The organism is Providencia sp. PROV182, assembly GCF_028480325.1.
GTDB classification, from domain to species: Bacteria; Pseudomonadota; Gammaproteobacteria; order Enterobacterales; family Enterobacteriaceae; genus Providencia; species Providencia hangzhouensis.
The window spans coordinates 158,716-178,970 of record NZ_JAMPOL010000001.1 but is presented as its reverse complement, the minus strand read 5'-3'; the positions used below and the strand labels follow the sequence as shown (position 1 = coordinate 178,970).

Sequence of the window (20,255 nt, the reverse complement as noted above, 5' to 3'; positions counted from 1 at the left end):
AATTTATTGATTTTCGGCTGATAACACAAAGTGGGAAAAACCACGCTTTTATCCCACTTTGTCAACAACCTCTCTTACTTCTCATAAAATATCACGATTGCCGTGCGTGAATGGCCGTTAGCTCCGCAATACGCATAATCACACTAACAGCCTGCTCCATACCTTCTTGTGTTATAAATTCATGTTTACTATGGAAATTATAACCACCTGTGAAAATATTTGGACATGGTAAACCGCGATGTGAAAGCTGTGCACCGTCGGTACCACCACGGACAGGTTGAATAACTGGTTCAATGCCACAATCAAGCATTGCTTGTTTCGCTAATTCAATAACATGTGGGTACTTCATGACCTCTTTATGCATGTTATAATAGGTATCATCAAGTGTCAGTTCGATATAACAGCTTGGGTGCAGCCCTTCGCCAACTTTTTCAGCAATTCGAATTATATTTTTCTTCCTAGCTTCAAAGCCTGCTAAGTCAAAATCACGAATAATATAATTCAACTCGGCCTTTTCTACTGTACCTTTTAACGATGTTAAATGATAAAACCCTTCATACCCTTCTGTATTTTCAGGTGTTTCATCAGGAGGTAACATCGAATGAATTCGATTCGCTAACCCTAATGCATTAACCATCACCCCTTTGGCTGTACCGGGATGAGTGTTATTGCCAACAATTTTAATGGAAACATTGGCCGCATTAAAATTTTCATACTCTAATTCACCAACTCCACCACCATCGACGGTATAGGCCCACAATGCATCAAATTGTTTAAAATCGATATGGCGAGCCCCGCGTCCTATCTCTTCATCAGGGGTAAATGCAAGACAAATTTTACCATGAGGAATATTCTTTTCCTTTAAACGTACGAGAGCTGTGATTATTTCTGCAATACCCGCTTTATCATCGGCACCCAGTAAAGTTTTACCATCTGTCATAATCAGCGTTTTACCAATCATTTCATGGAGTACCGGAAACATCACAGGGGATAGCACTTCATCACCAATACCTAACGCAATATCCCCTCCTCGATAATTTTCGAGGACTTGTGGACTCACATTTTTACCTGAAAAATCAGGCGCTGTGTCTAAATGTGAAATAAAACCAATAGTAGGAACATCCCAATCAACGTTTGACGGTAAATAAGCCATCACGCAACCTTGATCGCTTAGCGTTATTTTTTCAAAACCTAACTCATTCAGTTCATTAACTAATGCACGAGCGAACTTTAACTGTCCTGCACTGCTGGGTACTGTTTTTGCGTTTAGCTTTGATTGTGTATCGAAAGCGGTATATTCAAAAAACCGCTCTAAGAGTTTGTCCATACCCTTCCCCCTAAAATATCAATGCCTATATTATGGGAAAGATCACAGATTCAATTATTGTCTCAAATCAGCTTTCCTGTTAATGCTCACTATTTTTTATGATAAATCTTTAATGAAATTTATTTTTTAGCCTATTTTTTACCGGTTTACTATTACAGCAGCAATCAATACCTATAATAAATAAGGGTAATAATCAAATTGTATTAATTATTCGATTATTATTTATTTGTTACCTAAAAGCACACCATTTGGTTAAATATCATTCATCCACTACACTAATCATCAATCATTAAATTGAAATAGTATGCTATATATGAAGCCTTATTATTTTATTTACTAGCTAATAATAAACAAAACAAAATTTTACTCGTTTATAGGAAAATTCATGTCAAAAACATGTTTAATTTATGGTGTTAGCAAAGGATTAGGTAAGGCATTAGTCGAAGGATTCCCTGAAAATACAGACCATATTTACGGTGTTTCTCGCTCAAAACCTCCTTTTGAGCAAACTAATTTTACGTGGATCCCTGCTGATTTAAATGACATTAATAGCGCGAATTCCATTAAGTCTGTTATTCAGAGTCAACCTATTCATACCTTAATTTATAATGTGGGTATATGGGAGAAACTCGCTTTTAGTGAAGAGTACCAATTTGAATCGACTGATGACATAGAGCTGCTGAATATGGTTCAGACTAATATCAGCGCCTGTTTATTGAACTTAAAAGCACTGTTACCCAATTTGCGTTTAGCGAAAAATAGCAAGATTATATTGATTGGTTCCACATGGGGTTTAGATAATCATAATGGCAAGGAAGTCACCTTTTCTGCTACCAAATATGCCATCAGGGGAATAGCTCAATCGTTAAGAGAAACATTACGGGAAGATAAAATAGCAATATCGGTTATAAATTTAGGTTATTTAGCGACTGAGTATCCACTCACTACCCCAGTTGACGAAGTCATTGAAAAAAGTCATGGGCAATTGATCCCATTACAAGACGTTGTCAATGCCGTACGCTTCATCGCCAATACGAGCAATGCAACCTGCGTCAAAGAGATTACGATGCCAGCCATGATGGATACAAACGTCTAACCTATAAGAGGAAACAATACGTTTCCCCTTATAATGTTATGTATTGAAAGCTTATTGCGCGGTATTTTTAACCTGTAACTCAGTAATAAGCTTATTGATATATTCAACAACGACTTTGCTGGCTAAACCATAGTGTTTTTCATCGAACTCACTTTCCACTTGGCTAGGCTCTAAATTCAGTTCGACCGTATGTGCCCCATGTAATTTAGCTTCATGAACAAAGCCTGCAGCAGGGTACACATGGCCAGAGGTTCCAATAGAGATAAAAATGGTCGCAGATTCAAGGGATTGATAAATATAATCCATTCCAATTGGCATTTCACCAAACCAAACAATATGGGGCCTCAGCGGCTGAGGGAATTGGCAACAATGACAGCGGTCATCGACCGATAAATCCCCTTTCCACTCCAATACTTGATTTGACCAATTACAGCGAACTTTTAATAGTTCACCATGCATATGGATAACCCTCTGGCTTCCCGCTCTTTCATGTAAATTGTCTATATTTTGTGTAATTAACAAAAAACGGTCACCAAAAATCTCTTCAAGCTGTGCAAGTGCATAGTGAGCAGCATTAGGTTTAATATTTTCTTGCTGTAACTGCCGACGTCGCTCATTATAAAAACGTTGTACTAATTTAGGGTTACGTTCGAAACCTTCAGGAGTTGCCACATCTTCAACGCGATGCTCTTCCCATAAACCATCCGCAGAACGGAATGTTTGGATCCCAGATTCGGCTGAAATACCTGCTCCTGTTAAAACGACAATATTGACATTTTTCATATTACCCAATCTATTATCTATATAAAAAGACCGGTTACGAAGTCGCTGACGGCGTATACATTTATTCTTACGAGCTTTTTTCAACCTATAACGAAATCGCAACATCAAAGCTTCCTTTCATCCATATAACCAATAAACTTATATCATGTTAAATATTAATTGTTTTTATCATGTCATTACGACACAAACTTATAAACGCTGATTGTTTGAAATTTTTAAAATAATCAAGCTCCAAGTATATACTTTATTGGCATACTAACTATTTCCTTACCAGCACTGATGACATTATCTAAATGTTAACATACTAAAACGCATCATCTTGCTGAATGCAAATAAAAATATCAAAGGCATCGATTTTGTCACTTTTTATTCATAAAAATGACACTAATATTTCATAAATTCGCCATAAAACGTTCGTAACTGTAAAACAATAAAAAAACCTTTCTCGTTCACTCTCCGTGCAGTTAAAATACGCCTCGCAGATTTTACTGTGTTGCTAATTCACCACTAAAAGGGGTTTCATGGAAAAGTTTTTTGAAAGAGCGATGTATGCTTCACGTTGGATTTTAGCGCCTATTTATTTTGGGCTTTCACTGACACTATTGGCTTTAACCATTAAGTTCTTTCAAGAGCTATACCATATTTTGCCAAATATCCTTTCAATTCCTGAAGCTGACTTAATTTTAACGCTATTATCATTGATTGATATGGCATTAGTCGGTGGGTTATTGGTGATGGTGATGTTTTCTGGTTATGAGAACTTTGTCTCCCAAATGGATATCCCTGACAGCAGTGAAAAACTAGGCTGGCTAGGTAAAATGGATGCTTCATCATTAAAAAATAAAGTCGCGGCTTCCATTGTTGCTATTTCCTCCATTCACCTATTAAAAATCTTCATGGACTTGAAAAGTGTCTCAAATGACAAGTTGATGTGGTATGTCGTTATCCATTTAACCTTTGTATTATCTGCATTCGTTATGGGTTATCTAGATAAAATGACAAAAAAATAACCAGTAGAATTTATGCTAAAAGTGCCTAATTTAAATACCTAGGCACTTACCTATTCGCTAATCTCATCTTTATCTCCCTCGTCGATTTCCGCTTTGTGTTACCATCATTATCCTGAAGGTTAGTACCAAGGAACTTTACATGAGCCAACATTTTGTCGGTAAATATGAAGCTGAAATTAAATTTCATTTACCGGACCCGGATACTTTTCTGCATAAAATAAAAGCCGACTTGGCTGAACCCTTTACGGAAAATAATACAGAAACAGATTGTTTCTATGAAAACCCGCATCTACCACTAGCTGACAATGGCGTCAGTATGTGTGTACGTGAAATGGTGCCATCAGGCATAAAATTATGGATAGTTAAAGGGCCTGGGGCTTCTGAATGCAAAGCCATTAATATTGATGACTGCCGCCATGTACAAAACATGTTAACGACACTGGGATATCATTGCTACTTAACCACAACTAAAATAAGAAGCATTTATTTCCTGAATGACATCCACATTACAATTGACCACCTTAGTGGGATCGGCTGGTTTGCTGAATTTGCCATTATGACAGATGAGCAGGATTTACTTGAAGCTCTATATCAAAAATTGATGGCGACCGCCAAGCAATATGGGTTTACAGAAGAAATGGTGGAAACTCGTAGTTATAAGCAGATGTTTTTAGCTGCGCAGTAATCATAGGAAGAGCCAATAAGTTTTTAGAATCGTCTCCTAAAAACCATTGGCTCTCTAACCCTATAACCCTACTAATAGCTACTGCCCGCTAAGAATACGTGCAGGGTCTAATTTGCTTGCCCTACGAGCAGGATACCAACTAGCTAGTAAGCTCAATACAATGGTTGTAATTAAAACATAAACCACATCCATGACATGCAATTCAGAAGGTAAAAAGTCAATAAAATAAACATCACCCGATAAAATTGGATGGCCAACAATAGCCTCTACCACCTTAATCATGGGTGTTAGATTTAATGATATGACGACCCCAAGCACAACGCCAATCAATGAACCAACAAGGCCGCCCAACAAACCATACCATAAGAAAATAGCACGAATTTGCCTATCTTTTGCCCCTAAGGTGCGCAATACAGCGATATCACTACTTTTATCTTTAACTGCCATAACAAGGGTAGAAACAATATTAAAACACGCAACGCCAATCACCAATATCATAGCTAAGTACATGATACTTCTAACCATTTGAATATCATTATACATATAGCCATAATCGCCTATCCAACTTTTTACGACGACATGATGCATTGTTTTCAAGCCTGCATCATAAACGACTTGATCGGCAATAAATGGGTCTGTTGCTTTGATTTCAAACCCTGTCACACCATCCCCATAGTCGAGATATTCCTGTGCATCTGCGAGTGGAACGAGTGCTAACTGGTGATCGAGCAAACCACTAAGTTTAAAAATACCCGTCACCTGTACACGAATACGCTTAGGCTGCTGAATTTTCAAGCTAGCATCGGTATTTGGGATCATGATTGTTACCCAGTCCCCAACCTTCACATTCAATGCATCCGCCACACCTTGGCCTAAAATAATTGATTGTTTGCCTGCATCAAAATGTTGCCAAGCATCATTGAGAATGAACTGAGGTAACGCACTGACTTGTGGCTGAGTTTCTCGTGAAACCCCCATGACTTGAATTGCTTTTAAATTTGCACCACGTTCAAGTAACCCCGTAAAATTGATGTAAGGGCTAACACCTTCTACACCGGGCGTTTTACGGATAACTTGCTCAGCAAACTCCAAATCTTTATACGGTGGCTTAACAGCAAAAATTTGCCCATGGGGAACAACAGATAACACACGGTTATTTAATTCGCGTTCAAAGCCATTCATTGCGCTTAAACCGATAATTAGCACCGCGACCCCAAGAACAATCCCCAACGTTGAAACTATCGAGACTAACGAAACCATCCCTGTTCGGCGTCGACCACGGCTGAAACGCAGCGCCGTGACTAGTGAAAGAGGCAATTTAGACATTACCGAGCCCCCAAGGTAATTTCCTGTTGCAAATGCCCATCTCGCATTTCCAATTGGCGGGATAACCGCCGAGCCAGAGTCATATCATGGGTGACGACTAAAAATGCGGTCCGCTGTGTTCGGTTTAATTCACCCAACAACTCAAAAATGGCATCTGCATTACGTAAATCAAGGTTACCTGTCGGCTCATCTGCCAAAACCAGTGCTGGCTCATTCACTAACGCCCTTGCAATAGCAACACGCTGGCGTTCTCCCCCTGATAATTCAGAAGGCCGATGCCCTGCTCGGTGTGCTAACCCAACTGCCTCTAACATTTCAGTTGCTTTAGAAAACGCAGTTTCTTTCGCAATCCCCCCAATTAATAAAGGCATTGCCACATTTTCAAGGGCAGTAAAATCCGGTAAAAGGTGATGAAATTGATAAATAAAACCGAGATCTTTATTACGAATAGCAGCACGCTCATCTGAGGTTAATTGATTTATATGCTGTCCACGAAAGATAACATTCCCTTCTGAAGGGGTATCTAGGCCACCCAATAAATGCAATAAGGTACTTTTACCTGAACCAGAACTTCCCACGATGGCCATCATTTCTCCACGCCCCATGGAAAAACTGACATTTTTCAACACTTGCGTCGACAATGTCCCTTCTTGATATGTTTTGCTTAATTTTTCACAGACCAGAAGTGGTTGTTTATTCATAACGTAAAGCCTCAGCAGGTTGAACCGCTGCTGCACGCCAAGAAGGATAAAGCGTTGCCAGCAGAGAAATCAGCATTGCACTTAGTGCAATAATTAAAATACCAGAGTAATCAAGCACAATAGGTAAAGAGACGCCTTTGGGTAATAAACCGATCAGCGGCATAATGACATTCAGTTGACTAGAAAGTATCGTGCCTAATATCGTGCCAATGAGTGAGCCAATCACCCCCGCTCCAGCGCCTTGGATCATAAATATCATTAAAATACGCCAACGTTTGAGGCCTAGGGTTTTTAAAATAGCCACTTCACCTTGCTTTTCCATCACTAACAGTGATAGCGAGGTAATAATATTAAATGCCGCCACTGCAATAATTAAGCTAAGCAATAAGCCCATCATATTTTTTTCCATGCGAACGGCTTGGAAAAACTCCCCTTTACGCTCCCGCCAGTCTTTCCATACTAAGCCATCTGGTAACGCTTGCTGACTTAGAACGTCAACTTGTAAAGGCTCATCTAAATATAAGCGCCACCCAGTAATGTGGCCTGCGGGATAACGTAGCATACGTGCGGCATCTTGTTGTGCCACGACCAGTTCACTCGTATCCACTTCCCCATTTGTTTGGAAAATACCAGCCACAGTAAATAGGCGCTGACTTGGAATGCGCCCCATCGGTGTTAACTGACTCACGCCTGGAATAATTAAGCGAACCTCATCACCACGTTTTACCCCGAGTGTTTCTGCAAGTTTATTCCCGAGAAAAACATTATAACTGCCTTCTTTGAGGTCATTGCGTTGCCCGACAACCAGTTTATCCAATAACAGCGAAGATTCTTCGGGGTCGATTCCCCCCATAACGCCCACGCCAACATTGGTTCGGCTTTGTAATACCACATCAGATTGCACAATAGGTGCGATCTGGCTGACACCCTTTAAATGTTGTAGATCGGATATTGGATATTTTGCTGGGTCTATATTTCCAGAGGCAGAGGTTAAAATTGCCTGCGGCATATAAGCAAGTATGCTATCTTGTAACGATCGCTCGAACCCATTCATCACTGAGGTGACGGTTATCAATGCCGCAACCCCTAGTGTGATACCAATAGCAGATAAACTGGATACGAAACGCCCAAATTTATCCGCAGCACGCCCACGTAAATAGCGTAGGCCTATAAATAATGAGACAGATTGGTGCATGAAATCTATGATGCCCCTGTTGCCAAAGCGAAGTGTTCAGCGATAATAAAGGGTACGATTGATGAATGGAACCACCCGATGGTTTTTTTTTCTGCTTTAAGTGCCTTTTTGTCTGACTTTCAGACGAATTACGAGTTAAAACTGATTGTTTTGTTATAAATTTTGTAGTTTAACTATTTGTTGATTAACTTAACTATTTTTCGTACAAAAATTGGCTATGTTTGGGCTAACTCTTGTTTAACTGCTTACTAATCGCTGTGAGATACCGAAGATTTCTATGTTGTCAAAATTTCGTTATGAACTCCCTAGTCGTAGTGGCGATGTTCGCCATTTAGGTTGCCTCATCGGGGCGGCTGGTGCACTTGAATGTGGAGAAATAATACAACGTCACCAAGGGCCTGTGATCATCGTGACACGTGATATGCAAAATGCATTACGTTTAAGAGATGAAATTCAACAGTTTACACAACACCCTATAGAGACTCTTTCTGACTGGGAAACATTGCCATATGACAATTTCTCCCCCCATCAGGAAATTATTTCTCATCGTTTATCGACACTGTACCGTTTGCCCGGTTTGCAAAAAGGCGCATTAATTCTTCCCGTCAATACATTGATGCAAAAAGTCTGTCCTGCTGACTTTTTAACCAGTCATGCCTTAGTGATGGCAAAAGGTGACAAACTTTCCCGTGATAACTTACGTAATGAGCTCGATAACGCTGGCTACCGCCATGTAGAGCAAGTCTTAGAGCATGGTGAATATGCCACACGGGGCGCTTTACTCGATTTATTTCCCATGGGTAGCTCGTTGCCGTTTCGTATTGATTTCTTCGATGATGAAATTGATAGCTTGCGAACGTTTGACGTTGACTCACAAAGAACACTCGAAGAAGTAGAGCAAATCAATTTACTCCCAGCTCATGAATTCCCGACCGATAAAGACGCTATTGAACGTTTCCGCAGCCAATGGCGCGAGCGCTTTGAAGTTCGCCGTGATCCAGAGCATATTTACCAGCAAGTCAGTAAAAATACCTTACCGACGGGTATCGAGTATTGGCAGCCTTTATTCTTTGCTCAGCCACTGCCATCTTTATTTGAATATTTACCGCCATCAAGTTTAATTGTTTCTCAGAGCTTACAAGAAGCGGCTGAACGCTTTCAGGTTGATACTCAGCAGCGGTATGAAAGCCGTGGTGTTGACCCAATGCGCCCATTACTCCCCCCTTCTGAGCTATGGTTAACTGTTGAACAACTTAATCAATCGTTAAAAAAATGGCCGCGTATTCAGTTATCCCTCGAATCTTTACCCAAAAAAGCGGCAAATACTAATTTAGATTACCTGCCATTACCGGATATCAGCATACAAGGGCAAAGCAAAACGCCGCTTGAAAAATTGCGTCAGTTTACTGAACAATTTGATGGAACCATCATCTTTTCTGTGGAAAGTGAAGGCCGACGTGAGACCGTTACCGAGCTATTAGCCCGTTTAAAAATTCGCCCTGAAATTATTCAAAGCTATACTAGCCCTACTGACAGCAGATTTGCCATCACCATTGGTGCCGCTGAACACGGCTTTATTCAATCCGATATCCATAGGGCATTAATTTGCGAAAGTGACCTACTTGGGGAGCGTGTTGTTCGTCGCCGGGCAGATAACCGCCGCACCATTAATACTGACACCCTCATTCGCAACTTAGCTGAATTACGCCCTGGGCAACCTGTGGTACATATTGAGCATGGTGTAGGCCGTTACCAAGGTTTAATTACCTTAGAAGCGGGCGGTATTAAAGCGGAATATTTAATTTTAACCTATGCCGGTGATGATAAACTGTATGTTCCTGTTTCTTCACTCCATTTAATTAGCCGTTATGCAGGTGGCGCTGATGAAAACGCCCCATTGCATAAATTAGGTAGTGATAGCTGGGGTCGTGCACGCCAGAAAGCCGCAGAAAAAGTACGCGATGTTGCTGCTGAACTGCTTGATATTTATGCACAACGAGCCGCTAAGGCTGGCTTTGCATTCAAGCATGATAAACAACAATACCAAGAATTTTGTCAAGGCTTTCCATTCGAAACGACGCCTGACCAAGAAGTCGCCATCAATGCTGTTCTCAGTGATATGTGCCAACCATTAGCAATGGACCGACTCGTGTGTGGTGATGTGGGCTTTGGTAAAACCGAAGTGGCAATGCGAGCCGCATTCCTTGCGATTAATAATAACAAACAAGTTGCCGTTTTAGTCCCCACGACACTACTTGCACAACAGCACTATGATAATTTTAAAGATAGGTTTGCTAACTGGCCTGTCCGCATAGAAATGTTATCACGCTTTAAAACAGCGAAAGAGCAACAACAAATTATTACCCAGACCGCGGAAGGCAAAGTTGATATTCTAATTGGTACCCATAAGTTGCTACAAAGTGACTTAGTATGGAAAGATTTAGGTTTGCTCGTCGTCGATGAAGAGCACCGCTTTGGTGTCCGCCATAAAGAACGAATAAAGGCTATGCGTGCAGACGTTGATATCTTAACGCTGACCGCCACACCTATTCCTCGTACTCTTAACATGGCCATGAGTGGTATGCGTGACTTATCTATTATCGCCACACCACCAGCACGCCGTTTGGCTGTAAAAACCTTTGTGCGCCAATATGATGACTTAGTTGTCCGTGAGGCAATTTTACGGGAAACCTTACGTGGAGGCCAAGTTTATTACCTTTACAATGATGTTGAAAATATTGAAAAGGCAAAGGCTCGCCTTGAAGAGTTAGTCCCTGAAGCACGTTTTGTTGTTGGGCATGGCCAAATGCGCGAGCGCGAGTTAGAACGCGTAATGACAGATTTCCATCATCAACGTTTTAATGTATTGATATGCACCACAATTATTGAAACTGGTATTGATATACCAACAGCGAATACCATTATCATTGAACGCGCGGATCATTTCGGATTAGCTCAACTCCATCAACTACGTGGACGGGTTGGTCGCTCTCACCATCAAGCATACGCTTACTTACTCACCCCGCATCCCAAAGCTATGACCACCGATGCACATAAACGCCTTGAAGCCATTTCATCATTGGAAGACTTAGGAGCTGGTTTTGCTTTAGCAACTCACGATTTAGAAATTCGTGGTGCAGGTGAATTACTTGGTGAAGACCAAAGTGGGCAAATGACCACTATTGGTTTTACCCTGTACATGGAGCTATTAGAAAGTGCTGTCGATGCGCTTAAAGAGGGGCGTGAGCCTTCATTAGAAGATTTGACTAGCCAACAAACAGAAGTTGAGTTGCGTATGCCTGTTCTGTTGCCAGACGACTATATTCACGACGTGAATATTCGTTTGTCTTTCTATAAACGAATAGCCAGTGCAAAAAACAGCCAAGAGCTCGACGAATTGCGTACAGAACTGATCGACCGCTTTGGTAGTTTACCTGACGCAGGTAAATTCCTATTAGCGAACGCAGCTATTCGATTACAAGCTCAAGCTCTTGGTATTAAACGTATTGAAGCTCATGAAAAAGGTGGCTTTATTGAGTTTAGTGATAAAAATAAAGTCGACCCAAGTTTCTTAATAAGCTTATTACAAAACCAGCCACAAACTTATCGGTTAGATGGCCCTGTTCGACTAAAATTTTTCCATGATTTAACAGAAAGAGTTTCTCGACTAGAGTTTATTAAACAATTACTCATTGGGTTTGAAGAGCATCAAATTAGCTAAGTTTGATGCTCTTCAATGATAAAAGGCTACTCTTGTAGCCTTTTATCTCTATAATATTTATAGAAAAAATTATTCCATAAAGCCAAATGTATTTTTATTCGGTTGCAGTTCTAAGACTGCTGATGAGTTTTTTGTGATTGGTAATTCATTTTGCTGTAAACAATAAAAGGGTAATAATTCTTTTATATCACTGCGCATGGTTTCACATACTGAATTGGATGAAGTGAGCACCAAACGCCCTTTATCATCTAAAGGAATAAACATTGATGGTTCATAGGATGTTCTGACTTTTCCAACTGTTTTACCAATTTGGTACACAACGTCATATCCAACAATCACTAATTCCATTTTTTGTGTGTTAACACAGGTTTGATTTTGCATATCAAATAGAGATGGAAAGCTTTTCCCTTGTAATGCTTCAATCATAAAAATCATTTTGCATTCGCTTTGCGCAGGGTGAAAACGAGAAAGAGATTGCTGATTAAAAGTGCCTAAAACCCCTGTTACTGTACAATTTTCGTACTCAACAAGGCGATTCGCTTTGATCGGCTCAACCGATAATACCGTAGCCAATTTAGTTTCCGGCTCTTGGCTGAATGAATTCACGAGCAATACAATAAGGAGCATCACTACAGTTGCTAATAACAACTTAAATTTTAGCTTCATCGTGTTAACCCTTATTAAAGTATGCCGTGCCTATTGTAACCACTACTCAAAATAATTCGATAATTACCTACTAATAGTGTTGTTTTTTAGAATTATCTTAAATTATCATGAAAACATATGTTTATTATAACTGTTTTAGAAAAATAAACTTTACCATTAGTGCAACTTCACCTATTGATTACAATCAAAAATATTACTGTTTTAAATCAATAGGATAATAGAAGAGCCTGTTATGGTTGGCTGTTATCGTTATATAAATGGATTTACATCTTAATTATTTAATAACTTAAGATAAGTTAATATTCGGATCATTTATTTTATATTAATTTCTAGGTTTAAGTTTCATTAAAATAAAATATATATTTATATAAGTAATAGTGACAATATAATCGATAATTAACCTATTAAATTTGATCTAAATGGTTTTTCTACGCAATATTTAACATAGATAAACCTTGACAGATTGAGTTAATATATTTTTTAACATTATTATTTATCATTATAAATAATAAAAAATAATGCACCTGTTATACGAATATACAGGTGCATAGTGCTAATAAAACCAAATTAAACAAGTAGCTAGTCGTTGACTAGTGCAATTTTAACTTTGGACGAATAATTCTGTTAATACTGCCAACAAGCATCATTAGCCCCGTTTTAATGTAACCGTGTAATGCGATTTGGTGCATACGGTATAAAGAAATATACACAAAACGAGCGATACGCCCTTCTACCATCATATCCCCACGCATTAAATTCCCCATCAAGCTGCCAACTGTACTAAAGCGAGACAGTGAAACTAATGAGCCATGGTCTTTATAAACATATTCTTTTAAAGGTTTATCTTTCATTAAAGCGACAATATTATCATAACAAAGGCTGGCCATTTGGTGAGCTGATTGAGCCCTTGGTGGCACAAATCCCCCTTCTGGCTTAGCGCAAGAAGCGCAATCGCCAATGGCAAAAATCATATCGTCACGAGACGTTTGTAACGTTGGTTTTACCACCAATTGGTTGATACGATTTGTTTCTAACCCAGCGATATCTTTCATGAAATCAGGTGCTTTAATCCCTGCAGCCCAAACCATGAGATCCGCATGAATTTTACCATCTTCTTTCGTATTCAAACCATCTGCATCAGCACTGGTTACCATAGTTTTCGTCAATACATTCACGCCGAGTTTATTAAGTTCTTGATGTGCGGCACTTGAAATTCTCGGCGGTAAAGCCGGCAGGATACGTTCACCCGCTTCAACTAGTGTGACATTCAATGCATCTGTGTCTAGCCCTTTAAAGCCATAACTGGTCAGTTGCTCTACTGCGTTATAGAGTTCCGCTGATAACTCAACGCCCGTTGCACCGCCACCAACAATGGCAATATTAACGCTCTCCTCTGCGTTATCACGAACTGAGTAACGTAAAAACAGATTTAGCATTTCGTCGTGAAAACGGTGCGCTTGGTGTGGGTTATCTAAGAAAATGCAGTGTTCTTTAACACCTGGTGTACCAAAATCATTCGACGTACTTCCTAACGCCATCACTAAAATATCGTATTCTAGTTCACGCAAAGGGACCAATAATTCACCATGTTTGTCATAAAGTTCACCGAGAACCACTTTTTTATTTTCACGGTCAATATTCGTGAGTGAACCTAATTGGAAATTAAATGCATTATGGCGAGCATGGGCCAAATAGCTTATCGCATCGACGCCATCATCTAACGAACCTGTCGCCACTTCATGTAATAGTGGTTTCCATAAATGGCTTGGGTTGCGGTCAACCAAGGTAATTTGTGCGCGTTTTTTACGGCCTAACTTGCGGCCTAAACGTGTTGCCAGTTCTAATCCACCAGCCCCACCGCCGACAACGATGATTTTGGGTTGAGATAAGGTCATAAATCCCTCGAAACAAAATATATTAATGTTATTTAAGGTTTCTCATAAAAAAACCTTATATAACAATAATTAGCCACAACTCACACTAACCCTATTAGAATATCATGACTGGTCTATTGGTAATACCAAATATTGATTCACATCAATTTAGTTGATTATTATGACTACGATCACATTCGTCAAATCATTTTTTTCCCCAAACGAATCGAGTCAGCTTTTTAGCCGTTATATCAATCAATTGTTTAAATTCACAAAATCATAATGATAATGAGAATTATTACTTTATCATTTTTTATTTAGTAAACACAATCAATCCCCCCTTCTCATCGTTACCCCATGCCGGAAATTAAGCACAAAAAAAACTCTGAGGATGATAAACACCCTCAGAGTTTTTAATGGAATATTAAATTTTATTATTTAATTTTCTTGATACGCACATCCGTTGGAACGGAAACTGGTGAGTTATCTTTAAAGTACTGCATTAACGCTTCGTTATCTGGCAGGCTATAAACACGGTCTTTACCTTGGTTGAAGGCAGAGAAACGGCTACCACCCGTTGCTAAGAATTCATTCGCAGCAACACGATAGCTTTTATTCATGTCTAACGGCTTACCGTTTAATTTCATTGATTTTTGAATAACTTTATCACCCACTGGGCGGCTGTCATCCCACTCGTAGTAAAAACCTTTAGAAACTGGCATAACTTGTGGACGAGCACGATCCCACTGCTGCTCAAGCGCTTGTTTAATTTGTGCACCTGTTAGCGATTGCGTAACAACCACGTTAGAGAATGGCTGGACAGTGAAAATATCACCGTAAGTTAATTCCCCTGCTTTCATATCAGCACGAATACCGCCACTGTTCATAAACGCAATTTGCGCACCGCCCGCTTCTTTGCTGGAAGCTGCATATAATTGCCCATCAGCAATAATCTTACCTAGAGTTGAATCTCCTGCAGGCAATAATTTTTTATCCACATTTGCTGTTAAAGAGCCCATCACTTGTTGCGAAATAGGCAAGGCAATTTTTTCGTATTTTTGTACGAACGTGGTTAACTCAGGGTTTTTCTCATAACGGCTCGTTTCAACAGGGATATTCTTTGCATTGATACTAACAATATCTTTCGTATTTCTATCAATCTCAATATTCAATTGAGATAATAAAGTCCCGTTAGACTGGGCTGAAATTACTGTCATCCCATTGATTTCACAATTGTAAGCTTGGTGTGTATGACCGCTGACAACAAAGTCTACATTCGCATCTAATTGTTTAACGATATCAACGATTGGGCCTTTGATATTATCACAACGGTTAATATCTTTAACTTTGGTATCAACTTGTTGTGTTGCGCCTTCATGGATCAGAACACCGATACTGTTAATACCTTGTGCTTTTAATAATTTCACTTGGTTATTAATAGTTTCGACTTCATTTTTGAATTCTAACCCTGCGGTTCCACTTGGTGTCACGATAGCTGGCGTACCTTCTAACGTTAAACCAATAAATGCCATTGGAATGCCATCAAACTCTTTAATAAAGTAAGATGGGAACAGAGTTTCTCCTGTTTCTTTCACAATAACGTTGGCCGCTAAGTAGTTAAAATTAGCACCATCAAAGGAATCTTTACCCACACAACCTGCTGTTGGGTGACAGCCGCCGTTTTGTTTTCTCAGCAGCTCTTCTTTACCTTTATCAAACTCATGGTTACCAACTGCACTAGTTTCCATACCAATCGCACTTAAGGCTTCAATGGTAGGTTCATCATAAAACATCGATGACAGTAATGGGCTTGCCCCGACTAAATCACCCGCGCCAACAACGATAGTTTTATCATTTTGCGCTCTTAATTGATTAACCAGTGTGGCAATTGACTCAATACCACCTAATTTACCATCACCTGGGGCTTGTAAAGCCCCATGGAAATCATTAATACCAATGACTTGTACTTTTACGGTATCTGTATTTTTGGGAGCACAACCCGCTAAAAGTGCACCAGAAATGAGCAGTGTGAGTAATCCAATTTTATGTTTCATTTATTTTACCTTTTTTAATCCTTTTCAACTATCGACTACATTTTAAAACGATAAGTCGTTGTCATTGATCCAGATAACGAGTGTGCACGACGTGAGTGACCATCATATAATTTTGGCGTCGTGTAGTCGTTCTCCTGACGGTGGTGCCAGCCCAGACCGCCACTTAACGAAACAGAAAGGTTTTCAGTTGGTTTCCAATAGCTGAATAGACCAAATTGACCTTGTTTTAATCTTTCACCTTCATATTTAAATTCTGAATAGTTAGTACGCGCACCAACAGAGAGTTCTTTACTAATACGATACTCTGCCGCCATTGCAACCATGGTTTCACCATCGCGTACGTAGTCGATATCTGCATAGGCTGGTGAGTTAAAACGGCCACGAGTGTTACCAATTGGGTTACGCGCAAACTGGCCTACGCCATTCGCTTTTTTCGCTTGGGTATGAGTTAAACCTGTGCTTAACGTCCAAGGTGACTCAGGAATACGCCATTCTGCCGTTCCTGCGTAGTGCCATGCACGTTTGTCAAAATTACGCTTCCCTTTTTGTTTATCGGTTTCAGTACGTTTACCATCACTACCATATTCATGGTTATAGATTTGTGTACCTAGTGTCACATCTGAAGTCAGTTTATATTTTGCTTCTAAACCTTGTTGACGGAATAAATCATCTGCTTGACCATAGAAATAGTATACTTTCAATGGTTTAGTATTGTAGTTAATACCACCTGTAATGACATGATTAACATTGTGTCGAACACCATTAGCATCAGTGAAATACATCGCATCAATATTTGGGCTATCGCGACGCATGACTTTCTTATCGAGATATAATAAATCCAAACTCCAATCACTGATCGCAGTATTAGTGTAGTAACCGCTATAACTGTTCAATGATAAACGCTGTGAATTCGTGAAAATACCCGTATTTTTCAGCGTAAACCAACCTGCTTTCGCATTAAATTTTACTGGCTCAAGGTCCAGTTTTACTTTTGCATAACGTTGACCAATTTTGTTGTACCCTTTCGCATGGCCATCATCATTATATAAAATTGCACGGGAGGCGAAGTCTTTACTTGCCCCCAGTTTGATACCGCCGTAATAAGAGGCATCAAAGCCAATTACATCAGCAAAATAACCTGATTTGAAATCTGCTTGAAAGTTTTGTCCCCAAGCATTCGCAACTTGTTTTCGATAACGGTTTTCGTTTTTATCAAAACGGTTTTCTGTTTTTAAGTATTTCCACATGTTGCGGGTTGACAGCTCTAGCTCCGAATCCGCAATGAATGAGTTTTCCTTGATAGAATCTTCCCAGTTGCTGGCATTTGCCATTGCTACCGCTAAATAGCAAGGAGAAAGCATTAATAACGCAATATTTTTAACTTTCATTGGAATTAACCTAGTTAATGATTATTTGAATTAATTTTATGCTGTGCCATGTTTCCATGAACAACAAAACACCATTTTTATTTTTAGCTTAATAAAACAATTTAACTTAAAGACAAACAGATACATCCATTTCAAACACATAAGTCATTTTAAATATAAAATTCAATACAGTATTTTCCTGTATTTGTGTTTACTTATTACTATGAATAGAAATATTCCTTATAAGAATTCAAAAATACATTATTGATTCGATAGCGCCACTTACTCATATTTGGTGTTTATCTAGCTTAAACCTCACACTACGGCACTGTATTTATCGACACTGTATTATTTATTAAGAAAAAAAATTTCACTTTATTTCCTATATAATTTTTTAGAGCAAAAAACATCCCTGAGAAATAATCATCTCAAATAAATTTGAATATTTAACTTAAAATGCAACCATTAAATTGCTATCTTTTTAATTGATTACTTATCACTCTAAATTGTCATAAATCTTTCATAATACGAATGCTATCGTAATTTTATGTCAATTAAAACGATCGCTGTCACAACACGCCACATCAGTTGCAATAAGCTACTTTTTAATAGTGATGCATGTCACATTTTATTTTAAGGTAAATTTAATATGTAACTCATTATTTTGAATAGAATTTTATCGGCAATTCATTTATTTGTTAACTCATCCACTTAAATAGGTATTTGTAATAGCTTTATACATATTGGCTATATGTATAAAATTTCACCCAATAGAAACTTTCATATGAATGCGTAGTATTTGTTGATGTATATTTACTCATGATCGTTCTATAGCCCCCTCATAAGAGAAAGTATTATTCTCTGTAGGCAAATTTAAATTAAGTAACACTTGAGCAAATGATAGGCACCAATAGTTATTAAGCACTAATTGAATCATTCTATTTTTCATTTATTTAAAATCATCTTAACTTTTTAAGATGATTGCTTTCATTATTAAAATTAACATAGCTATACCTAGCATCCTAACCACATAAAAACCCAGACATAATGCAAATATATGGTTATTTGTTTCAATTAAACTCAAAATATAATTACCAACAAATAAAACAATCAATATTTCTATTTTATTCTTTCAAAAATGAAACATAACACTAATGAGATTAATAAAAACCTTCTAATTATTTTTAATAGTGAAATAAGTATTAGTTCATTTTTATCAAATATAGTCGAAAAGAACATTGGGATTAACTGTAAAAAACAAGAAAGTTACGGGTAACTTTTACCACAAGTCATAATTTTATTATTTTATTCATGCAAAGCAATTTGTCTTTTTTGCGTACTTATGCAAAAAAGCCAGTAATAAATTACTGGCCTTTCAGATGTACTAGAAATTATTAGCGATGTTCTTGCCAGCGCTCATGCAAATCAACGAGTTGACGATGGCTATTTTTCCAACGCTCAACTGCTTGCAACTCTGTTAAACTATATTGTCGGCCGCTATGATATAGCTTAGAAGCTTGGCTATCATATTGTTTCGGTAAGTTATCTAAGACGCTGACTGCACCTTCACGATTATTACAGACTAAAATCATGTCGCATCCCGCATTCAACGATGACTGGGCTCTCTCAGGATAACTTCCCATCACCGCAGCGCCTTCCATCGATAAATCATCAGAGAAAATGACACCATGAAAACCAAGTTGCTCTCGCAATACTGATTTTAGCCAAAATGGTGAACCGCTCGCAGGACGATCATCAGCTTGAGTATAAATAACATGAGCAGGCATCACTGCATCGAGTAGTTCTCGCTGAATAAAGTCTTTAAAGATCAACATATCTTTACCCCGGATCTTATCCAAGGAGCGGTCATCCCGTGGTGTTTCTTTATGTGAATCAGCTTTCACTGCACCGTGACCAGGAAAGTGTTTCCCTGTCGTTTTCATACCCGCACTACGCATACCTTTAATAAAACGTTCTGCCATGACCATCGCAATTTCTGGGTCTTCGTGGAATGAGCGTTCGCCTATCGCAATACTTTGATGGCCAAGATCCAAAACAGGTGCAAAACTAATATCAATATCCATGGCTATCATCTCTGATGCCATTAACCAACCCGCCTCTTCAGCGAGTTTAGCACCATCGATTTCACTATTGAGTGCTGCAAATGCCTGAGCAGAAGGCAATGCTGTGAAACCATCACGGAAACGTTGTACTCGACCACCTTCTTGGTCAACAGCTATCAACAACCGGTGTCTTGATGCATCACGAATTTGGCGGACAAGCTCTCGTAATTGGGCTGCGTCATGAAAGTTACGGGTAAACAGTATTAACCCCCCCACGGATGGGTGAGCTAATATTTCGCGCTCTTCGTTGTCCAATTCATAACCCTGAACATCTAGCATTATAGGGCCCATAACATGCCTCACTTATTAAACTAATTGTCTTAATCC

The 20,255-nt window shown here is 38.9% G+C and carries 14 protein-coding genes; 4 read left to right on the top strand and 10 right to left on the bottom strand.

What is annotated here, in order from left to right:
- Positions 1 to 91: 91 nt before the first annotated feature.
- Positions 92 to 1,327, bottom strand: coding sequence for a peptidase T (gene pepT / locus PR834_RS00830; protein WP_004253330.1), 1,236 nt, complete (start codon positions 1,325 to 1,327; stop codon positions 92 to 94).
- Between the two features lie 385 nt (positions 1,328 to 1,712).
- Here pepT and PR834_RS00825 point away from each other — a divergent pair, with 385 nt between their 5' ends.
- Entirely contained in the window at positions 1,713 to 2,423 is a 711-nt protein-coding gene (locus PR834_RS00825) for an SDR family oxidoreductase (protein ID WP_004253328.1), read from the top strand.
- 51 nt (positions 2,424 to 2,474) lie between these two features.
- Here PR834_RS00825 and cobB read toward each other — a convergent pair whose 3' ends face one another.
- On the bottom strand, positions 2,475 to 3,308 hold the full coding sequence (gene cobB / locus PR834_RS00820) for a Sir2 family NAD+-dependent deacetylase (protein ID WP_036958103.1): 834 nt from the start codon (positions 3,306 to 3,308) through the stop codon (positions 2,475 to 2,477).
- 419 nt (positions 3,309 to 3,727) lie between these two features.
- Between cobB and PR834_RS00815 the strand changes: the two genes are divergently transcribed.
- Both PR834_RS00815 and PR834_RS00810 read left to right on the top strand, forming a co-directional pair.
- A complete protein-coding gene (locus PR834_RS00815; RefSeq protein WP_094960443.1) occupies positions 3,728 to 4,216 on the top strand; it encodes a TIGR00645 family protein in 489 nt (162 codons plus the stop codon).
- A gap of 139 nt (positions 4,217 to 4,355) precedes the next feature.
- The gene (locus PR834_RS00810) at positions 4,356 to 4,901 is read left to right on the top strand and encodes a class IV adenylate cyclase (protein ID WP_004253319.1); all 546 of its coding nucleotides are present in this window, start codon (positions 4,356 to 4,358) and stop codon (positions 4,899 to 4,901) included.
- Between the two features lie 78 nt (positions 4,902 to 4,979).
- Here the strand turns inward: PR834_RS00810 and lolE are convergent, their stop codons facing one another.
- Genes lolE through lolC form a run of 3 tightly spaced genes read right to left on the bottom strand, consistent with a single transcriptional unit; the run spans position 4,980 to position 8,123 of the window.
- Positions 4,980 to 6,227, bottom strand: coding sequence for a lipoprotein-releasing ABC transporter permease subunit LolE (lolE, locus tag PR834_RS00805; RefSeq protein ID WP_096863869.1), 1,248 nt, complete (start codon positions 6,225 to 6,227; stop codon positions 4,980 to 4,982).
- On the bottom strand, positions 6,227 to 6,928 hold the full coding sequence (gene lolD / locus PR834_RS00800) for a lipoprotein-releasing ABC transporter ATP-binding protein LolD (protein ID WP_096863868.1): 702 nt from the start codon (positions 6,926 to 6,928) through the stop codon (positions 6,227 to 6,229). Before lolD ends, lolE begins: the two co-directional genes overlap by 1 nt.
- Entirely contained in the window at positions 6,921 to 8,123 is a 1,203-nt protein-coding gene (lolC, locus tag PR834_RS00795; RefSeq protein WP_272536316.1) for a lipoprotein-releasing ABC transporter permease subunit LolC, read from the bottom strand. Before lolC ends, lolD begins: the two co-directional genes overlap by 8 nt.
- Positions 8,124 to 8,400: 277 nt before the next feature.
- Here lolC and mfd point away from each other — a divergent pair, with 277 nt between their 5' ends.
- Entirely contained in the window at positions 8,401 to 11,844 is a 3,444-nt protein-coding gene (gene mfd / locus PR834_RS00790; protein ID WP_196724957.1) for a transcription-repair coupling factor, read from the top strand.
- Positions 11,845 to 11,913: 69 nt separating this feature from the next.
- Here the strand turns inward: mfd and umoD are convergent, their stop codons facing one another.
- The 5 genes from umoD to nagZ all read right to left on the bottom strand — a co-directional run bounded on the left by umoD (position 11,914) and on the right by nagZ (position 20,219).
- Positions 11,914 to 12,510: a UmoD family flagellar biogenesis regulator gene (gene umoD / locus PR834_RS00785; protein ID WP_004253302.1), complete on the bottom strand. Its 597-nt coding sequence runs from the start codon at positions 12,508 to 12,510 to the stop codon at positions 11,914 to 11,916.
- Positions 12,511 to 13,100: 590 nt separating this feature from the next.
- Positions 13,101 to 14,405, bottom strand: a complete 1,305-nt coding sequence (locus tag PR834_RS00780) for an NAD(P)/FAD-dependent oxidoreductase (protein ID WP_004253300.1) — start codon at positions 14,403 to 14,405, stop codon at positions 13,101 to 13,103.
- A 413-nt stretch (positions 14,406 to 14,818) separates the two neighbouring features.
- A complete protein-coding gene (locus PR834_RS00775; protein WP_094960435.1) occupies positions 14,819 to 16,438 on the bottom strand; it encodes a bifunctional metallophosphatase/5'-nucleotidase in 1,620 nt (539 codons plus the stop codon).
- Positions 16,439 to 16,473: 35 nt separating this feature from the next.
- Positions 16,474 to 17,826, bottom strand: coding sequence for an OprD family outer membrane porin (locus tag PR834_RS00770; protein ID WP_004253295.1), 1,353 nt, complete (start codon positions 17,824 to 17,826; stop codon positions 16,474 to 16,476).
- Between the two features lie 1,373 nt (positions 17,827 to 19,199).
- Positions 19,200 to 20,219: a beta-N-acetylhexosaminidase gene (nagZ, locus tag PR834_RS00765; protein ID WP_272536315.1), complete on the bottom strand. Its 1,020-nt coding sequence runs from the start codon at positions 20,217 to 20,219 to the stop codon at positions 19,200 to 19,202.
- Positions 20,220 to 20,255 lie beyond the last annotated feature (36 nt).

Excerpts from the sequence above, each read along its gene's own strand:
- pepT (WP_004253330.1), bottom strand. The coding sequence starts at position 1,327 with ATGGACAAACTCTTAGAGCGGTTTTTTGAATATACCGCTTTCGATACA.
- PR834_RS00825 (WP_004253328.1), top strand. The coding sequence starts at position 1,713 with ATGTCAAAAACATGTTTAATTTATGGTGTTAGCAAAGGATTAGGTAAG.
- PR834_RS00815 (WP_094960443.1), top strand. The coding sequence starts at position 3,728 with ATGGAAAAGTTTTTTGAAAGAGCGATGTATGCTTCACGTTGGATTTTA.
- PR834_RS00810 (WP_004253319.1), top strand. The coding sequence starts at position 4,356 with ATGAGCCAACATTTTGTCGGTAAATATGAAGCTGAAATTAAATTTCAT.
- lolE (WP_096863869.1), bottom strand. The coding sequence starts at position 6,227 with ATGTCTAAATTGCCTCTTTCACTAGTCACGGCGCTGCGTTTCAGCCGT.
- lolD (WP_096863868.1), bottom strand. The coding sequence starts at position 6,928 with ATGAATAAACAACCACTTCTGGTCTGTGAAAAATTAAGCAAAACATAT.
- lolC (WP_272536316.1), bottom strand. The coding sequence starts at position 8,123 with ATGCACCAATCTGTCTCATTATTTATAGGCCTACGCTATTTACGTGGG.
- mfd (WP_196724957.1), top strand. The coding sequence starts at position 8,401 with ATGTTGTCAAAATTTCGTTATGAACTCCCTAGTCGTAGTGGCGATGTT.
- umoD (WP_004253302.1), bottom strand. The coding sequence starts at position 12,510 with ATGAAGCTAAAATTTAAGTTGTTATTAGCAACTGTAGTGATGCTCCTT.
- PR834_RS00780 (WP_004253300.1), bottom strand. The coding sequence starts at position 14,405 with ATGACCTTATCTCAACCCAAAATCATCGTTGTCGGCGGTGGGGCTGGT.
- PR834_RS00775 (WP_094960435.1), bottom strand. The coding sequence starts at position 16,438 with ATGAAACATAAAATTGGATTACTCACACTGCTCATTTCTGGTGCACTT.
- PR834_RS00770 (WP_004253295.1), bottom strand. The coding sequence starts at position 17,826 with ATGAAAGTTAAAAATATTGCGTTATTAATGCTTTCTCCTTGCTATTTA.
- nagZ (WP_272536315.1), bottom strand. The coding sequence starts at position 20,219 with ATGGGCCCTATAATGCTAGATGTTCAGGGTTATGAATTGGACAACGAA.